Origin of the sequence: Flavobacterium sp. PL02, assembly GCF_035013205.1 — a bacterium.
GTDB lineage: Bacteria > Bacteroidota > Bacteroidia > Flavobacteriales > Flavobacteriaceae > Flavobacterium.
In genome coordinates, this window is sequence record NZ_JAYGJP010000005.1 from 262,723 (window position 1) to 282,049 (window position 19,327).

At 31.4% G+C, this 19,327-nt stretch carries 12 protein-coding genes; 5 read left to right on the forward strand and 7 right to left on the reverse strand.

Annotated features, from left to right (window positions below; genetic code table 11):
- The first annotated feature begins 92 nt into the window (after positions 1-92).
- From SHI72_RS16270 to SHI72_RS16290, 5 genes are read left to right on the forward strand one after another with little or no spacing between them, the layout of a single operon-like run.
- On the forward strand, positions 93-719 hold the full coding sequence (locus SHI72_RS16270; protein WP_323490695.1) for a hypothetical protein: 627 nt from the start codon (positions 93-95) through the stop codon (positions 717-719).
- 35 nt (positions 720-754) lie between these two features.
- Positions 755-1,885: an AAA family ATPase gene (locus tag SHI72_RS16275; RefSeq protein WP_323490696.1), complete on the forward strand. Its 1,131-nt coding sequence runs from the start codon at positions 755-757 to the stop codon at positions 1,883-1,885.
- 1 nt (position 1,886) lies between these two features.
- The gene (locus tag SHI72_RS16280) at positions 1,887-2,585 is read left to right on the forward strand and encodes a hypothetical protein (protein ID WP_323490697.1); all 699 of its coding nucleotides are present in this window, start codon (positions 1,887-1,889) and stop codon (positions 2,583-2,585) included.
- A gap of 7 nt (positions 2,586-2,592) precedes the next feature.
- On the forward strand, positions 2,593-5,151 hold the full coding sequence (locus SHI72_RS16285; RefSeq protein ID WP_323490698.1) for a ribosomal protein L7/L12: 2,559 nt from the start codon (positions 2,593-2,595) through the stop codon (positions 5,149-5,151).
- On the forward strand, positions 5,141-6,925 hold the full coding sequence (locus tag SHI72_RS16290; protein ID WP_323490699.1) for a tetratricopeptide repeat protein: 1,785 nt from the start codon (positions 5,141-5,143) through the stop codon (positions 6,923-6,925). The genes SHI72_RS16285 and SHI72_RS16290 overlap by 11 nt, the downstream gene beginning before the upstream one ends.
- Before the next feature lie 59 nt (positions 6,926-6,984).
- Here the strand turns inward: SHI72_RS16290 and SHI72_RS16295 are convergent, their stop codons facing one another.
- The 7 genes from SHI72_RS16295 to SHI72_RS16325 all read right to left on the reverse strand — a co-directional run bounded on the left by SHI72_RS16295 (position 6,985) and on the right by SHI72_RS16325 (position 19,106).
- On the reverse strand, positions 6,985-8,631 hold the full coding sequence (locus SHI72_RS16295; RefSeq protein WP_323490700.1) for an SWIM zinc finger family protein: 1,647 nt from the start codon (positions 8,629-8,631) through the stop codon (positions 6,985-6,987).
- 3 nt (positions 8,632-8,634) lie between these two features.
- The gene (locus tag SHI72_RS16300) at positions 8,635-11,973 is read right to left on the reverse strand and encodes a WGR domain-containing protein (protein WP_323490701.1); all 3,339 of its coding nucleotides are present in this window, start codon (positions 11,971-11,973) and stop codon (positions 8,635-8,637) included.
- An 18-nt stretch (positions 11,974-11,991) separates the two neighbouring features.
- Positions 11,992-13,506, reverse strand: coding sequence for a reverse transcriptase family protein (locus tag SHI72_RS16305; protein WP_323490702.1), 1,515 nt, complete (start codon positions 13,504-13,506; stop codon positions 11,992-11,994).
- Between the two features lie 408 nt (positions 13,507-13,914).
- Positions 13,915-15,039: an acyltransferase gene (locus SHI72_RS16310; RefSeq protein WP_323490703.1), complete on the reverse strand. Its 1,125-nt coding sequence runs from the start codon at positions 15,037-15,039 to the stop codon at positions 13,915-13,917.
- A 77-nt stretch (positions 15,040-15,116) separates the two neighbouring features.
- Complete coding sequence (locus SHI72_RS16315) at positions 15,117-16,166, reverse strand: proline iminopeptidase-family hydrolase (RefSeq protein WP_323490704.1); 1,050 nt, start codon at positions 16,164-16,166, stop codon at positions 15,117-15,119.
- A gap of 221 nt (positions 16,167-16,387) precedes the next feature.
- Positions 16,388-18,163, reverse strand: coding sequence for a long-chain fatty acid--CoA ligase (locus SHI72_RS16320; protein WP_323490705.1), 1,776 nt, complete (start codon positions 18,161-18,163; stop codon positions 16,388-16,390).
- A gap of 505 nt (positions 18,164-18,668) precedes the next feature.
- Positions 18,669-19,106 (reverse strand): hypothetical protein, encoded by a 438-nt coding sequence (locus SHI72_RS16325; RefSeq protein WP_039113981.1) that lies wholly within the window; start codon positions 19,104-19,106, stop codon positions 18,669-18,671.
- Between the last annotated feature and the right edge of the window lie 221 nt (positions 19,107-19,327).

Below are 19,327 nucleotides of genomic sequence, written 5' to 3' on the forward strand. Positions count from 1 at the left end.
GTTTTTATAAGTGAGAGGATTTAATTATATATTTACCGACTTAAGATTTTACGTCATAATTAGTTTAAAAAGAAAGAAACTAACTTAATAGAATGAATACTACGAAAACACCTTTTTTAGATACGATTTATCATCTCAGAACAATTGAACAGGTTATTTTGTATGATAAAGTAATTACCATTTCCAAAGAAGAAGAGATAGATGTTATTTCATTTTTGGAAACCGAATATGAGAGGGAAATTTTAGATTATCCGGGTATTGCTCCAAGGTTTAATTCTGCAGCAGCTTTATGGGCAGCCAAAACGGTATATTTAGCAGCGCAACTATTATTATATAGAGAACATAATAGTAATGATTTGGTAGTGCTTTTACCTGATTATAACGGGAAACTAGATGCATCAGCAATACTTTCAGCAGATATTTGTTTGCGTTTTTTGCCCCAGATTATCATGGAAATGCAAAGGATTGATCCAGAGGATTTGGTTATTCCTATTCTTGAAAAACATTTATTTCGATTTCATTATTCGGCTATAGGATTTGAAGTTGATATACAAAAAATAGATTTTGAGATTCTTGATACTAATGACTGTTTACATCAGCTTTATATTGACCGAATTGCACAACGAAAAGCAATAAAATTTACCGAATCTGACTTTATAAAAAAACAATTAGAAATAGGGTTTGGAGATTATAGAAAAATCTTTTGGGCACAATTATAAAATTATACGAATAAAATAAAAATAGAAGTAAGTAAATGAAAACTACCGATAAATTAAATATTGTTTTAAAGCATATTAAAGACACTTTTGTTGGAAAGAATGAAATTATAGATTTGTTAGGAATTGGATTATTGGCAAGAGAAAATGCCTTTTTGTTAGGACCTCCGGGAACGGCAAAAAGTGCTATCATCAGGGCATTGTCTAACGGGATTGAAGGCGGGAAAAACTTCGAATATCTTTTGACTCGTTTTACAGAACCGAATGAAATTTTTGGACCTTTTGATATTCGTAAACTTAAAGAGGGAGAATTGATTACAAATACCGAAGGTATGATGCCAGAGGCTTCGATGGTATTTCTCGATGAGATTTTTAATGCAAACTCGGCAATTCTGAATAGTTTATTAATGGCGTTGAATGAAAAGATATTTCGTCGTGGTAAAGAAACTAAAAAGCTTCCAGCCCTTATGTTTGTGGGTGCAAGTAATGTTTTGCCAGAAGATGAGTCATTAAATGCGTTATTAGACCGTTTTTTAATTCGTATAAAATGTGATTACGTTGCCCCAGATTTATTGCACGAAGTATTATTGGCAGGATGGAAATTAGAAGGTGATGCTACTAGAGAAGTACCAACAATTTCAGCCGACGAAATTAGAGAGTTGCAGCAACTTTGCCGCAAGGTAGATTTAACCCCAATTAGAAATGAATACGTAGATATTATTCATAGCCTTAGAAATACAGGTATAAAAGTATCAGACAGACGTGCGGTGAAACTTCAGAATCTTATTGCCGCAAGTGCTTTAATGTGTGGTAGAAGTGAGGCAGTTTTATCTGATTTATGGGTTTTAAAATACATTTGGGATAACGAAGAACAGATTGAAATTCTAGAAGGAATAATCAATCAGATTATCGAAAAAGATAATTCAGATTCGTCACATCCCCAAGCTTTGTATAATAAAACTCCAGATGCCGAAAGTGTGATGAAAGAAGTTAATTACTTGACTGAAAAGTGGCAAGATGAGAATCTTTCTTTTGAAGAGCAAAATGTAATTAAAGATAAACTACGATATATTCAAACGCGTTGCGATTGGATTAAAGATACAGAAAAGAAAAAATATATTCAGGATCATATAGAATCGTTGTGGCAAAAAATACTTCAAACTATTTAATATGTATTTTTTAGAAATTAAAAAAGAACACAAAGATTTTTTGGGATCAATTAGGCATTGGGATAATCTAAAAGTGGCTTTTGGAACAGATACTATCTGGATTAAAGACTTTTCTTTGGAGCAAATAGATGCAACCGAAATCCAGCAAATTCCATATAAAACGATATATGAATTAAAGGACAATTTGTTGTTTGAAAAAGGAAAGCTTTTGCCTACAAGAAAATTGCCTTCAGGATTATTGTGGACTCCAATTTTGCGAGCATTACCAGTTTCTTTGCCTAAGTTCAATCATAATTTTTTTGGCGTAGACCAAAAGCTCAAAATAGTTTTAAAACATTCTGTAGATATAAAAGAGGCTATTGCTTTGCTTGTAGATTACGAGGAGTTGAAGCTGTATATAGAGTCGGCTCCAAAATATAGATTAGAACCTTTGCAATGGGTAGTTATAGATAAAAGCGCCTTAATTATAGGGAGTCCTTTATTGCCTATAAAAGGCACTACGTATTGGATCGATAATAATTTTTTAATTCCAACTGGGTATAATTTTGAATGGTTTGCTTTGGTCAAAATACTTCAGGAAAAATTAAATCCGTCAGAAGAAAATATAATATTCTGGAATACCGATAATAGCTATTCTATTATTCCAAAAAAAACGATAAAACAACTTTCAATAAGTTCATTTCGCTTAACTTTTTCATAAATTAAAAATGGAATTTCTAAACTACTTTCAATCATACGAAGACTATTTCTGGGAATGGGAGAATGAAATATTATCTGAAGATAGTGTCTTTGAAACAATAACAATCCCTAATGGACAAACTATTGGTTACGAGAAATTTGTTTTTGAAATTTTAGAATACCTTTCAGATGATAGTATTCCACCATTTGGCACTTTACTGTTGGCCATTGTAGCTACAAATCCAGAAAATGAGCAAGCAATTGAGATGATTCATAATTTGGTAAAAAGTAAGAATATAGTAACTGCTTTTCCGCAGTCTCAATCCTTTAGAATGGGTGCCAGTATAGATTTTTTAAAAATACTGTCTAGTTTACCAAATGAATATAAAGTTGGCGAAAAAAGGATGAGGTTATTTCAGACTATTTTTCATGAATGCCATAACAGAGTTTCATCAGAAAAAGCAAAAAATCTTCTAGAAGAATATAATAATCATAAACATTATTTATTAAAAACAGCTGAAAAGATCCCATTCAACGAGGCTAATTTTAGAAAAGATTTCAGGGCATTGGCTTTGTTAAAAGTTAAGTTTCCAACAGTTCAATCTATATTAGATGCGATGGAAAATATTCCTCATGACGATTTAAATGATGCGTTGAATGAGGGAATTTTAGAAGAAAAAAATCTATCTGATAACGTAACTGATTATGTAGACCAACTTATTGAGGAAGACAAAACATTTCATGTAGGAAGCCTTATTAAACGACTTTGGTCAGGATTAAATATTCCGCTACATCATAATCATCCGAGTGAGCAACCGTTGGGAGGAATTTCTGATTTAACCAATAAAGGAGATTTTGATAAACTCGTAATTTCTGAATTTGCGTATGATGATGATGTTTTTATGTCAAGAATTGCTAACAATGAAGCGTTGTATATTCAGCGAGAAGTGCCGCCTGAAGCAGATAAATTCAGACGTATTTTATTAATAGATAATACCTTAAAAAACTGGGGAAATCCTAAAGTTTTAGCTTTTGCTTCGGCTATCGCAATTGCCAGACATACTAAAACTGATATTGAATGTCAGGTTTATGTAGTTGGAGAAGATTACAAGGAAGTTTCAGTTGAAAATGTTAGCGAAGTCATTAATTCTCTAACTGAACTTAGTAGTAAATTAAGCTGTTCAGCAGGATTAGATTCTTTTTTTGCAGAAAATAAAATTAATAGTAAAAACCAGGAAGTATTTCTTTTTTCATCAGAAGAAAGTTTAAAGCTTGCTCCGATGCAAAATGCTATGAGTACGTATTTTGATGATATAAAATATGTTTTTGCAATAGGTATACAGGATATTAATGTTTTTAAAAATCAGAATAAAGGCAAGAAACTGTTGCAGCATATTATTATGCCGTTGGAGGAGTTATGGCAAAAAGATAATACAAACAAAAAGCAAAGAGTTAGAGAAATAGTAGATGGAAGTATGCCGTTGCTTTATCCTGTTGAGCGATCTTACCAAAATATATTTACTCATAACAATGAGTTTTATATGTACATAAATGGTAATTTATTTATGTTTTCTAATGATAGATTTGATAAGGGATTTGTGAAAATAGCTTCTAACCTTCCGTTTAAGAATGGCAATTTTGCGATGAAAACAAATAGTGAAGGAGAGAAAATACTTTGGTATCATTATTATGATTTAATGCATTATGCTAGCACCATAAATCTTAATACTAAAGAATTAAAAAGTTATAAAGATTTTGATAAAAAAATTAATGATACATCTCTCAAAGTATTTGAATATAATCAGGATTTTTATTTAGCAGGAGGTGTTATAGACCTTTTGCCAGTTTTTTACCAGATTGCTAACGATTTTCGTTCAGCAGCATTGAGAGATGAAAAACTAAGACAAGCTTTTAGGAATAATCTTGAAGAAAATTCTTCTTTCATTAATAATTATAAAAATAGTAGAGTTAAATATAGTGTAATTAAAAAAGTAGAAAGTGTTGTAGTTTATGGTAATTGCTTGATAATTAATGGGTATAGTATTGAGGATTTGCAGTTCAAAAAAGAGCATAGATTTTCATATAGAGAGTTAGAAAATTTATCTATAAAATTTGAAGAAAAAGTTAATCTTATTTTAAAAAACAAAGGAACATCCCCTTTGACTGTTGTACAGATAATTAAAACGAATAGTGATAAAACGTTAAAAGAAGCTAAAGATATTATCGATGGAGATTTTGGTGTTATTTTGAATAATGTAACGAGAGATACTGCAGAAAAATTGAAAATAGAAATTGAAAGTAATGGAGCAATTTGCTATATAGAAACCCAATATTTTCAGTCTAAGGATGGTAGTAAAATTACCAATCAAGATGGAATTTTGATTTTTGATAGCAGCGCTACGCGACTCGAGAAGTTTTATATTCCTTTTATTTTAAATACACAGACTGCTATTGTTTCGATGGACGAATGTACAGGAAATCCATATTTTATTTCAAATGAATTTAAACAAAAGAATATAGCAATTGACCAGTTTTTGGAAATATATTTTCAACCTTTTATTTTGAATATCACACTTCATGGAGCTTAAATTAAGAATAAATACAAAAAACACCTTTCCGAAAGGGGGCATTTTTATTAAAAGTGCCTCAGCGGAAGTATGGCTTCACGAAATTCAAAATATCGGGTTATCGCTTGATTCTATTGCTGTTTTTCCGGTTCCAAGTATACGCGCAAATGAATTACTGGGTTGCTTATTAGTTTTTAATCAGAGTAATATAAAAATTACTGAGATTGGAAAAAATAACTTTTACCAATTGGCAGCAAACAAGTTATTTATTCCAGAAAACACTTTAATCACACCTGAATTAACAGAAGATGAATGGTCTAATTTGTTTTCAGAAGAATACCATTTTTTACATCCTGAAATTGGTTTGGTCGAATTAAAAGAAGAAGTAAACTGGGCAAATTTACTTCAGTTGCCAATGCAAAAAGAAATCGAAATAACAGAACCGTCAAAAACGGTTTCGATTCCGCAATTCATAACTTCGATGCGTATCGAGATAGATCAGGAAAAGATTTTAGAGACTATTGAAAATCCACCTTCAGAAGAAGAAATAATTGGGAAAATGCCTTTTGATATGCAAAAAGTAATGAAAGGAAACCAAAAAGAAATGGATAAGTTTATGGCTTTTCTGGATAAGAACCCAAAATTAGCTTTACAATATGCGATTCCGCTTGATACATTAGGAACTTCGAGAGGCGATAATTACGGGAAGTTTTCGTTTGGTTCCGGTGGAAATGTTTTTCAGACTGGTTTTGCTAAAATTGGAGATTTTTTTGATAGAAAGAGTGGTAGCTCAAATCAAAGTCACGGTTTAACTATGATCTTTAGATTGATTTTTCTTTTGTTCTTTCTATCTAGTATTCGCAGTTGCAGCTCTGGAAAATCGAGTTTTAGTGCTCAGACTTTTTTTGTCTGTGTAGTTGTCATAATTATAATCGTTTTGATTATTGCACTTTTGTCAAAAGGAACATCCAGTGGAAGCGGTTCAGGTTCAGCTTCAGGTGGATCTTTTATGGTCGATTCTCAACGATTCAGCACTTTGCAAAGTAAATATGAAAAACTGGCTGAGGAATTTATTGAGAAAGGAGAGTATCAGAAAGCGGCTCACATTTATCTAAAATTATTAAAGAATTATCCAAAAGCAGCCGAAGTTCTCGAAAAAGGGGAGTTGTATAGTGAAGCTGCGGGAATCTATTTAAAGTATTGCAAGAACAAACAAAAAGCATCGGCATGTTATGAAAAAGGTCATGCCTACAAAGAAGCAATAGAAATCTATAAAGAATTAAACGACGATGAGAAAGTCGGTGATTTGTATCTGATTTTAAAAGACAAAAAAGAAGCCGATAAATATTTTAATAGAGTAATAGAAAATTACAAAACGAATTTTCAATATGTAAAAGCTTCGCTGGTTTATAAAAATAAGATTGGTGATGTAACAGAAGCTCAGGAAATCCTTTTGGAGGGCTGGAAGACGAATAAAGATGCCGGAAAATGTCTAAATAATTATTTTGTAAACATTGATTCGGCTGAAGACTTATCAATTGCAATAAATGATGTTTATAAAAACACAGTTATTCCAGAAAATGCGCCTGTATTTCTTCATTTGTTAAAACATGAATTTACAAAACACGAGGAAAATCAAGGAATGATAAAAAATATAGCCTATGAGATTGTTGCAGATAGAATTGATAAAAATCCAGATGTTGCTTCAGAATTAGTACATTTTAATAAAAATAATAAATTGATGCTAAAAGATATAATGAAGTATAAACTTAAAGCAAAGAAAAAGACTAGATAGATTTATATCTATTGTATCTAAAACAGAAAACCACGAACATTACATTCGTGGTTTTTACATTATATAGCTTTTTTAGTTTGTAATGCCATTCGGGTTGCTAGAATATGTTCACAAGGTCCTTTTCGTAATTGATTTGATTTGTAAAAAGAGCATTCGCAATAACCCTCGATAAGACGGTTATCTTTGTCTAATACTGCAAGAGTACTGTAAGTAAAGTTTTTATCGCTTACTTTTCCTTTAATTTGTAATTGATCAGCACTTGCAGCCGAAGTTATTTTTACTCTATTTTCGGTTATGTAATTATTGGCAATCTCTTCTTGTGGACTTGCAAAACGTAATGACTTCATATTTAGAGGTTCTTGAGTCAATTCCCTCACGCGATATACTCCTAAGTTTAAATCATAAATTACCCGTCCAGCCTGAGTATACGCGGTTAATGATGCCGAAACTACAGACGGATCAAGATTTAGTTTTTTAGCTAAATTATCAGACGTATCAAGCCAGTTTTCTTTTAATGCATTGAAGACTTTTTCTTGTGTAAATAAATCTACATTGCTTCTTGGTGCCATTAAATCAAAGTTACCTGCGGTACTCCAATCATTTTTTGTCCAACCAGATAATCCTAAAGTATAAGACATATCGCCTAAGTCGGCAATAAAAAAAGAAGGCAAACCAGATCCTAATAAAACTACTTTAAAGTTTCGGGCTACAGGAATTAGTCTTTCTAAAATTAGTAATCGACGTCTTCCCCATATACGGATTGTTTTAGATTCGTTTCCTTGATAAATAGAGCGATGAAATATAATTTCGTCATGGGTAGGTTCAAATATAGCTTTAATAGGTTTGTCTGGTTCTAGTACAAATCGTAAAGCTCTAGGTCCTTTCTTTTCTTTGAAGCGTCGTAAATATTGGCACAAGCTAAAAATATCCATAGGATGTAAATCGAGTACAGTTGCAGGTAAAGTCATTGCTGAACTTACTTGTAAAAATCCTCTAACCCATGAATCAGGCAAATCTATTTTTACCTCTTTATAGACTTGTTCATTTGTTGTTTTAGCTTCAAAACCAGAAGGGTCAATCTTAAACTCGGTTTCTTTATAATTTCTTATTTTTTGGAATTCATTATATAATCCTTCTGAATAATCAATATTTGTTGTACCACATTTAAAGTCACTAATCTCTGTGAATATATTATAATTACAGCTTAATTTTCCATAAGATGATTCATCTTTACTAAAACATTCAAAAAAAACTTCATCAGGATGTACCGTGATTACTGGATCTAATACGTACCAGGCATCTTTATCATTTTTATATAAATAATCAAAATAGGCAGTTTTAGCTTTGTTAAAAGGCCCTAGAATTGTTCTTTTCTCTTTTTGAACAACACTCAATTCTTCTTTTAATTCCTGAATACGGGCACGGACATTTTCAATCTGAAAATCGGCCATATACTCACTTAACCATATCTTTTCTTGCTCTGCTGCCCATAATTTGTATTCTTCTTTATCCTTTGGAAAAAAGCGTAAATCAGAAATGACTACGTCATGCAACGCAGAAATAGCTTCTCTAAAAGCTATTTTTTGGTTTAGTTTTCCAACAAAAAAAGTAGGTTCTCGCAAAGTATCTGGCGAAAAACTCATGCCAGTACTAGTAGAGGTGTTATTTACAATGGTGCTTCCGCTATATTTATAATCAAATAACATAACTTAGTTTTTAAGGATTAAATGGGTATGCAATTGCGGGTAAAGCGTTTTTAAATCGGTCAAAATAGAGATACAATTTGCTTTATCTTGTATGGCAACTGTAGCCGAAACTTCGTCGATAATTTCTGTTACAAAAACTGCAGCTTCTTCGCTTTTTTTCCCTTCCTGATGTAAAAACTGAAAAATACGCTGTTTAGCAATTCTGGCTTTATGTACTCGGGTTAATACGGAACGGAAATAGAAATCGAGTTCTTTTAACTTTGGAAGATTATCTGTGGCATACGTGTTTAGATAATTTGTTACAAAAAACTGAATATTTACGCTAGGATGCTGGCTTAATTTGGTTAGATAAGTTACACCATCATCTGGATTAAAATATCGGGTAATTATTTCTTTTCCAAATTGTTCAACAGCTGGCAATACAGAATCGACAATACTTATCAGACATTCTAAATCCCAATCAGTTTCATCAAATTCAGTTTTGAAAAAATTAAATGCAAATGCTCTGGTATCATCCCAAGTTGTATCTAGTATTACTAAAGCATTATTTCTTTCGGCTCGAATTCGTTCTTTTTTATCCACAAAATAATTCCAACACCATTGTCTTATAGCTAAGATTTCATGGTTTCCTAAAGAGATAATCTGGCGGATTGTAAAATCATCTTTACGGGAATATTTCTTCAAAATTTCATAACCAGTTAATTGACTTTCTCTATAATTAGCATGAATCAATTTTATAACATCTCGTGGTTGTAATGCTGTATCCCAATGATTGGTTGTTTCTTCAAGAATGAATTTTTTGAAGATTAAATGAGCACCTTCAAACTTTTCTTTTCGAATCATTGCATAAACCGCATTAGGAAGAGCAACCCCGATTATACCTGAATTTGATTTTCCTAATTGTGTAATACGCTCTAGAACTGACTCAATAACATCTGAGTATTCATTATGAAATAAATCTAACAAAGAGTCACTATTTGCTAATAAGTAATCTTCCTGATAGTTGTTTAATAACTGAATACCATTTTTTCTAATTTCAGCACTTTCATCTTCTAAAAAGAGAGCAATTAATGAAAATGGAATTTCCTTAGAATCTACTTTTTTGGATTTTAGAATTAAAATATTGCTGGCAAGTAAATTATTAGTTTTTAAATCCGATGAAATTAAGCGAGCTACAATATCCCAACTCAATTGTTCGAGTTGAGGTGTAGCAATTTTTTTAAGCCTATCGATGGCTAGTGTTGCTAGGGTATTGTTAGCTTCAGATTCTTCAAACGTAAGTAGTTCAACGATTACTTTTCCAGTAATTACTTTGGCTTTATCTTCCGTAAATGTAAAGTTCTCTAAAGTGCTAGTTATCCATGTTTTTAAATCAGAAACTTCATTAAAAATTAGTTTTACAACACATTCAATATCATTAATAAATAGTGCCGTGTTTGATGAAATATGGTTTTTAGACCAATTTCTTGCAGATTCGGTTTTAGAGTTCAGCACATCAGCAATAAAACTAACCTGAGTAGAAAGAACATCATTTTTTAGAACAATTGTTTCAAATCCTAAATTGTTTGGTATAGTAAAATCTCTATTTAATAAATTTAAAATACTTGTTTCGTTAAAACGATTGATTAAAGTATTATAGTCATTTCTTGCCTTTAAATTATGATAAGCAAACTCATGAATAATATTCATTTGCCCTTCCATTATAAGCTGAATATAAGCTTCAGGAAAAGCATCCCAATGTTCCGGAAATAATTCTAAACGGCTTGTAGAACTTTCTACAATAGTTTTTTGTTCTTCAGGAACGATAAGACTTTGAGTTTTTTTCTCTACTTCTTTCTTTCCAAAAAAAGTTGAAAATGCTTTTTTGGCAACATCTAATACTGAGCTAGAACTTTGGTCTGCAGCAGTATTTTTATTTTCAGTAGTTACTTTACTACTTACTTTAGTTACTTGATTTGAATCGTAATAATAGTTTTTGCTTGAGAATACTTCCTGATTTAAAATGAATTTCATCTTTGAAGTTAAAATTCGCTTTTCATCATTCCCAAATAAGATTGTAGACAACAATGCCAAGTTAGAACACTCAGGGTAATCTACTACTGTGTAATAATATTTCTGATCATTATAATTGTATTGTCCATAGATGTTTATAGGCGATTTTTCGGCTTTGCTATAATCATCCTCAGAATATTTTAATAAAATGGATACTGCAAACTTGAGGTATTTTTTTGAATCCATTTCTGAATCCATTTCTTTTAAAAATCGAAGACTATTTTTCTGAAAATAGAATTTGGTAAAATTAGAGAATGCAATTTTACTGTTTTTCCCTCGAAGTTCTTTCCCAATGTTTACTCTTTCATTTATAGCACTAATAAATTGAGAGTTGTCATATTCACTTTCTAGAGAAACTGTTCTTGTGAACATAGGATTTTCATTCTCAAAACGATAAGCAAGAACAGCAATTGCATCTGCATCGTTTCTTATATGAGCTAGTTTATAAATAGCTCTAATGTGCTTAAAATAAGGAGGTCTAAATGAAACTGCTTCTAGTAAGAAAACAACAATTTCATGTAATTTGCTATCAAATTTTGCAACTAAGTATAAAGCTGTTAGATAATTGATAGAATTATTCTCTAGTTCCTCTTTTAGGAAAATTATTAACGAATCGAAATCTTTTTTATCAATATGATATCTTGCTTCTTGAGGTATCGCCTCTAGAATTGTTGAGATATGTTTTTGTAATTCCTCCTCTTTTAAGATTCCTAGTAATCCCTCATGAGCCAGGTTTCTTATATATTCTTTTTGTTTGTTTTGTAAAGCATAGGATTTAAAAACTTCTTCTGCAGTATCTGATTTAAGCTTTATTAAAGCCCAAATAGCCGAATAGGTTTGTAAATCATCCCCTTTTGAGGCTAATTTAATGATATAAGGAATCGCTTCTTTAGTATCTAATAAACCCGCTTTCCAAATTACGCGACTGGTTTTCCAAGTTGTACTAAAAGTTTGTTTTCCCATTACAGCATCTTCTAAACGTTGAAGAATAACTCCGCTTATAGAATCAGGTTCTACACTTTCTAACGAAGGAAGATCTATTAATTTTTCTATTTCTGAAGCGTATCCTTTAACTTTTTTCTCATTTTCAAGTTTATCAAAAATGATTTGTGCTTTATCGGCCGAAACATATTCGGGAGTTTTAGTCCCATCTTTTAAAACGCTACCTCTTCTTCCATATCTAAAATTGACTACATAATTAGTATCATCAATACTACACAAGTCTATTTCGTATACTTTATCTGAATTCCCTTCTTTATAGAAAAGTTTAATCTGCTTAATTAATTTCATAATTGAAAAGGGTATTAATTAAAAAATATTCCACCAGTTTTCTGGCTTTTGATCCGTTACTGTTTCTTCTATTTCATCAAGAACAGGAGCAGCTATTGGGGTTACTTTTTCAGGAATACTTGTTTTTGCTATATTGGGTTGACCGTGTTTCTTTATAATGGTTTTTAAATTTTGTTTAAATGCCGTTCCTTTTTCAGGATTCACCATGTACACATAATTAATATAACCTTCTATGGCGTTAATCAGATGAATAGCTTTTCCCCATTGTTGGTCTTTCCATCCATTTTTTTCAATATTATGTAGTAAGGCACGAAATTTTCGTAATTGAATTCTATCTATATTTAGTTTTTTATTTACAACAACTCCAGTAACCTTTTGTTGCATCCCTTTTCGCATTACGTGCACTTTATCGGGATGAATTATAAAACCTTCAGATTCAATAATTTTTTTAGTATAATATAATAATCGGGAAACATTTTGACTGTTTTCTTCAGTAGTCGAAAAACTCATATCGTCTGCATAACGGGTATAGCTAAAATTTAATTTTTTGGCTAACCCATTAATTTTTTTATCCATTTTATAAACAATCATATTACTTATTGCTGGACTTGCAGGAGAACCCTGAGGTAATTTGCGTTCGCCAGATTGTACATAATAAGTAACTCCGTCTAGTGTAGTTTCATTAATCTCGGAGTAGGTGCATAATAAACCTAAAATTGTAGCGAGTTCTTCAGAGTAGCCCATTTTATGGAACAATCCTTTTACTCGTTTATAAGTTACAGTAGGGAAAAAATCTTTTAAATCTACATTAACAACAATGTCTTTGTTAATGTGTGGTTCTGCATTGGTAACAATAGAGCGTTCTTTTATAAAACCATGTGCCTCTATAGTATAAGGTATTTTGTGGAGTATGTTTTCTAAAATCCAGGTTTGAACTTCTTTTAGCTTTGGTTTTGGAGCAGATATCTTGCGCTTACCACCTGATTTTTTTTCAAGTTCAAATGTATGATAATGATTAATTTTAGAAACTTTTCTGTTATAAGCAAGATATTGTAATGCTTTTAAATCTATCTGCATGCTTTTTGCCAATGCCAATGCATCTTCATAAATAGGCAGACTATATTTTTCTAAAAGTGTAGAATCGGTTTCTTTAGCATTTAAACCTCTAGATACGGATTCACCTAAATATAAAATTTGTTGCTGTTGCAATAATTTCCAATTTTCAGCTTTATCCAGTCTTTTCTTCTCTTGGTTTAATTTGGTTTCTGCTCTTTTTTCTTTAGCAATTTTCATACGTGCTTTACGCATTTCAAGAACCATAGCTTCTTTATTGCTAAACTTTCTGTCTTGTGCTAAAAGATCATTTAATTCCTTCTCAATCTTTGCTTCCTGATTAATTAGAATTTCAGATAGAGTAGGTTCAGATCCTGATTGCCAAAATCCTAAACGTTGCATTTCTTCTAATATGTAGCTATCCTTTGAGGTAGCTTTTATTCTATCATAAATTTGTTGTTTACTAAGCTGTTCAGACATATTACAATCGCTATTTTACATTAAAAAGCCCTATTGTAGCAATAGGGCTTAAAGTTTAAAACCTTCGTATTTTCTAAGGACTATGTCTATCAACTCCCGAGAAAGGGTACTATACGTACAGTTAATCTCGAGGAGGTGGAACCGAAACTGTACGTATAGTACCCTTTCTCATCCATAAGATAGAAGTAGTGCTGAATGTTAAATAATCTTACATCGATGACGAAACATCATCATTTTCTTTATACAAGAAAAGCAAGGTATTTCTTAAACTCAAAACAAACATACTAAAAAACTTTTAATTGAATACTAATAAAATTAAAATAGATTATCCTTTTTTAAAACTCCCGTTATCAGCATCTTTTAAGAAATTAATTAGTTGAATATTTGCGATATATCGTTATCAGAACATTATAAAACTTTTTTTCGTAGCCAATTCCTAATTGGTAAATCATAAAACTTCATTGTAAGATATGCAACTACTATAGAAGTGATAACAGTTAGGAAAATATAAGGCCATGATTGTGCTAATGAAAGTTTGTTATTTGTTACCCAAGCCATATATGTATAAGCAATAGGGTAATGGGTTATGTAAATAGGATAAGATATATCTCCTAAAAACTTACAAACTTTGGATGTTTTCTTTCCTTTTACTTTTCCTCCTGCTCCGAGCCATATAACAAAAGGAAAGAGTATTATTATGCAAAAGCATTCAAATAGACGATTCCAGATATTATTATCTCCTCCTAAATGCGGTACAGATAAAAATACTACTAATAATAAGCTCGCAGATAGGAAAGCATTTTTAGTGTAACGTAATTTTCCGATTCTGGCTAATAGCAATCCAGCTAAAAATGGAAATGTTAAACGGGTAAACCCAATTCTTAATTGTGTAGGATCATCAATTGTCCAGCCTCCTATAATATTTCCCGCAGGATTGGTTAAAGCGTATTGAATTGTTATTCCTGCAGCTATTATAGTTAGAATTGTTAAGACAATTTTAGATGTTTTGCGCAACACAAGAGCATACACAATATTAGCAATATACTCAAAGAATAAAGACCATGCAGGACCATTTAATGGGTGCATTTCGCTCCATCCCCTTATATCCAATCCTTTGCCTACTGGTATCACTGTAAAGCCAATTAACATAACTAATAGCATTTTCCATAAAGGGACATCGTGTATTCCTCCCCAGCCCATACCGGGTGAATCCTGAAAATAAAATAATAATCCTCCAATTAGCATTCCTGCTATAATCATTGGTTGCAAACGAAGCACACGACGTTTATAGAAATCTTTTAATGTCATTGTGCCCCAACGGTCGTCATATGCATATCCGAGTACAAAACCAGATAGCAAAAAGAAAAAATCAACGGCTAAATAGGCATGATTAATAATTAGTTTTGTAGAATCACCATGAGAATGGACTTCGAAAACATGAAATATAACAACCAAAATAGCTGCAACACCTCTTAAACCGTCAAGTATTTCATAATGTGGCTTAGAATTTTTTAAATCTGTCACTTCTTGCATTCAATAGTATATATGAGAATTAATTATATAGAGTAGTAAAAATTTAGTTGAAAAGAGTCTGTAAAATTGTACTGATTTTATGATCTTTTAAAACTCCCGTTATCCACATCTTTAAGGAACTGGATTACACCAGGAAAGTAATGTTTAGGGTCATCATATTGAGAAAGATGACTTCCGTTAGGGCAAAATAAAAAGCGTCCGTTTTGTACTTCGCTAGCAATCCATTTCATATGCTCCGGATCCATAGTATCGAATTTGGAGCCAATAGATAAAGTAGGAACTGTAATCGTTTTTAATCTTGATTTTATATCCCAGTTTTTTAATGTAGCATTTCCAGTTATCCCAAATTCACTCGGACCTTGCATATACACATATACGCTTGGGTTTATGTGTTTGAAACATCTGTTTATAGATTCTGGCCATTCCTCTAGAGGCATTCTTAAAATATGTTGTGTGTAATAATTTTTAAAAAGCAGTTCGCTGTATTTAGGATTTTCAAAATCATTCTTTGCTTCAATATCCTGTAACTCTTTTAATACTTTTGGATCCATTTGCGGAGCCAGAACATCTTTGGCATATTTATTATATTCAGGAACACTTGCCATCATGTTAGAGATAATAAGACCTTTTAAGTTTTTTTGATACTTTAGCGCATATTCCATAGCAAGAATTCCGCCCCAAGATTGACCCAAAATATAAAAGTTAGAATTGTCTAAACCTAAAGCAATGCGTACTTGTTCTACCTCTTCTACAAAACGCTCATTTGTCCATAAAGTACTATCGGTAGGCTGGTCGCTATAATAAGAACCCAATTGGTCATAATATATATATTCGATACTTTCGTTAGGGAAATAACCATCAAAACATTCGTATAATTCATGTGTAAGTCCTGGGCCACCATGTAATAATAAAACCTTTATCGTAGGATTGTTACCAACAGTTTTTGTCCATACTTTAAATTTTCCTTTGGGAGTAGTAATCGGAATCATCTTAATTCCACCGGTAAGTTGGTCATCACGTTTAGAAAAATCTAAATAATTTGCTTTAACAGGATCAACTTTGGTTTCTTCTTTACAACTAGAAAATAATATAATGCTTAAAAAACAAATAATAAATTTTATTCTCATGATTTTATCTTTAGGATTATTCGGAATCTTAAAAATAGATAAATTTATTGAAATTGCTAGCATTGTCTAAAAAATAGAACGCGGATGATACGGATTCGCTAACGCGAAAACGCTGATAAAAACGGATTTTTTCTTTTTACAAGTTTTAAAAATCCGTTTTTATCAGCGTCTTTACTTTAGTAAATCAGCGTAATCCACGTTACTTCTTTAGGTAATATATTTTATTCGCCGTAGATTTTCTTATAAAGTGGCGCGTAAATTTCTTTGATTATTTTACGTTTTAGTTTTAAAGTTGGAGTTAATTGTCCGCCATCGATAGACCAAACATCTGGAGTAAGCTCAAAACGTTTGATTTTTTCCCAATGACCAAATTTTTCATTTACAGCTTCAACTTCTTCATCAATACGTTTAATTACTTGAACATTTGTAATGATATCGTTATTAGAATCTCCTAAAACTATTTTGTGAATTTTAGCCCATTCTTTTACAAATTCAAAGTTTGGTTGGATGAAAGCAGCTGGCATTTTTTCGCCTTCACCAATAACCATTATTTGTTCGATAAAACGAGATTGTTTCATCATGTTCTCAATCATTTGAGGAGCAATATATTTTCCTCCCGAAGTTTTGAACATTTCTTTCTTACGATCAGTGATTTTAAGGAAACCTTCGCTGTCAATTTCACCAATATCTCCTGTATGGAAATATCCATTTTGTAGTGCTTCGGCAGTTTTTTCTTTATCTTTGTAGTATCCCATCATAACGTTTGGTCCTTTACAAAGGATTTCTCCATCTTCGGCAATTTTAACTTCTACATTACGAATTACTTTTCCAACAGTTCCAATTTTAAAACCTCTGTTTCTAGTATCGTTTACAGATATTACAGGAGAAGTTTCAGATAAACCGTAACCTTCCATAACAGGTATTCCTGCTGCTGCAAAAACGCGAGTTAATCTTGTTTGTAAAGCGGCACTTCCAGAAACCATTAAATCTATATTACCACCTAAACCTTCTTTCCATTTACTGAAAATTAATTTACGTGCTATTTTTAATTGAAATTCATACCAAAAACCATTTGCTCCGTAAGGCTCATATCTTAAACCTAAATCGATAGCCCAGAAAAATAATTTCTTTTTGATTCCCGTTAATTCAGCTCCTTTAGCATAAATTTTATCATATACTTTTTCTAGAAGTCTAGGAACAGCCGTAATTACATTTGGTCTAACTTCTTTTAAGTTATCGCTTAATTTATCAATTGATTCTCCAAAGTATACCGAAATACCATAATATTGATAAATGTACAATATCATTCTTTCAAAAATATGACAAATAGGAAGGAAGCTTAATGCTACACTATTTCCTGGGTCAAACGGGATTCTTGGAGCACTGTCCAGAACATTCGAAACGATGTTTTTATGCGAAAGCATAACACCTTTAGGACGTCCAGTTGTTCCAGATGTATATATTATCGTAGCAAGATCTTCAGTATCGATACTGTCTTTTCTTGCTTCAACTTCATTCTGATTGCTTTCATCTGCACCTTCGCCTAATACAATAGTCCAGTTTTTGGCTCCAGCGATTTCATCAAAAGTAAATACATCTTTTAATGTAGGTACATTTTGTTTAATAGCTAATACTTTGTCTAATACTTCTTTATCAGATACAAAACAATAACTACTACCACTATGGTTTAAAACATATTCGTAATCTTCCTCAGATATAGTAGGGTAAATAGGAACGGTTTGCGCTCCAGTTTGTAAAACTCCAATGTCCATGATATGCCATTCCGTTCTATTTGTAGAAGTGATTAAAGCAATTTTATCATTTTTTTGAACTCCCATACGTAATAACGCGCGAGAAACGGCATTGGCTTTTGCAATATATTCTTCAGTAGAGGTTTTTTCCCAAACACCATTACGTTTGGTTACTAAAGCATCTTTTTTATTATATTTTTCTTTCTGATAATAAGGAAAATCAAAAAGTCTCGTAATTGTAACCATGGCGTTTAGATTGAATTTTACCGCAAATTAATAAAATTTATCGTTAATTTTTATTTTTAATAAATTAAATATGAAAACTTTAATTCTAATTAATATAAATTACGAAATCGATTTCTTTATGCGATATATTTTATTTTATTTATATTGCTAATTAACAATAGGATAATGATATTATTTGTTTGAAAAACTAAATTTAGGTATCAGATTTAAAGTACCGCCTTTGTGTTAGTTATGACTAGAGTTTTTTCCGGATTGCTTCTTGTTTTTAGAATAATGCAATTAAATTAAGAAAAAAAGATTACGGATTTTAGATTGCTTCGCCTATTTTGTTCCAAAATTTCAGGATCAGGTTCGGGTAACGATTTTTGATTGCGGTTATATGAAGCCTCCAAAAAATGACAATCTTTTTTACCAACACCAAATCATAAATCATAAACCTACAATCGTAAATCTACAATCTAAAATCGCTTAATCTTTCTTGTTTTTTTTAATGATTCAGAATTTTTTATTTCTTTACTTCTTCAGCATATTCTTTTACTCTCTCTCCAGAAATATACATTTTCTTTTTCTTAAAATGAATAGAGAATTGCGCGTAAATCCATTCGCTGTCTTCTTTATCATTTGTTTTGTACCAAAGAGAATATGAAGCACTATCAAATCCTTCTTTAAATATAGGGATTCCAATTTCAGAACATTCAAATCCCCAAGTAATGTTTTTCTTGGTAAGATCTTCATATTGATAAATTCCGGTTCCATTTGCATTTAACTGAACTATTGGTTCAGTTTTTCCATCATATAAATAAATTCCGTTTACAGGATAAGAGATTGTAGTAGTAATGAAACGTTCTTGATTTTTAGCTGTAATTTTTTCAGTTTTAATTTGAGAATATACGTTTGTTAAACAAAGAAAAAGTGTGATAAAAAGTAGGTTTTTAACTTTCATTAATATGGTATTTAGGGATTAATTTTATTTGTTTTTGGGGCACAATAAATAAGTCTATTTTTTATGCGGGAGGGCAAAACTAATAAAATCAGGTCAAAAAAAAAGACAAAACCAGCGCACTAATTTTATCTTTTTTATACCAAAAATGGGATGTATTGAGAATTAACTCGTTGTGTTTTTAGTGCTCAATTTTGTGTATGAGAGTAGTCTTACTTAATAAA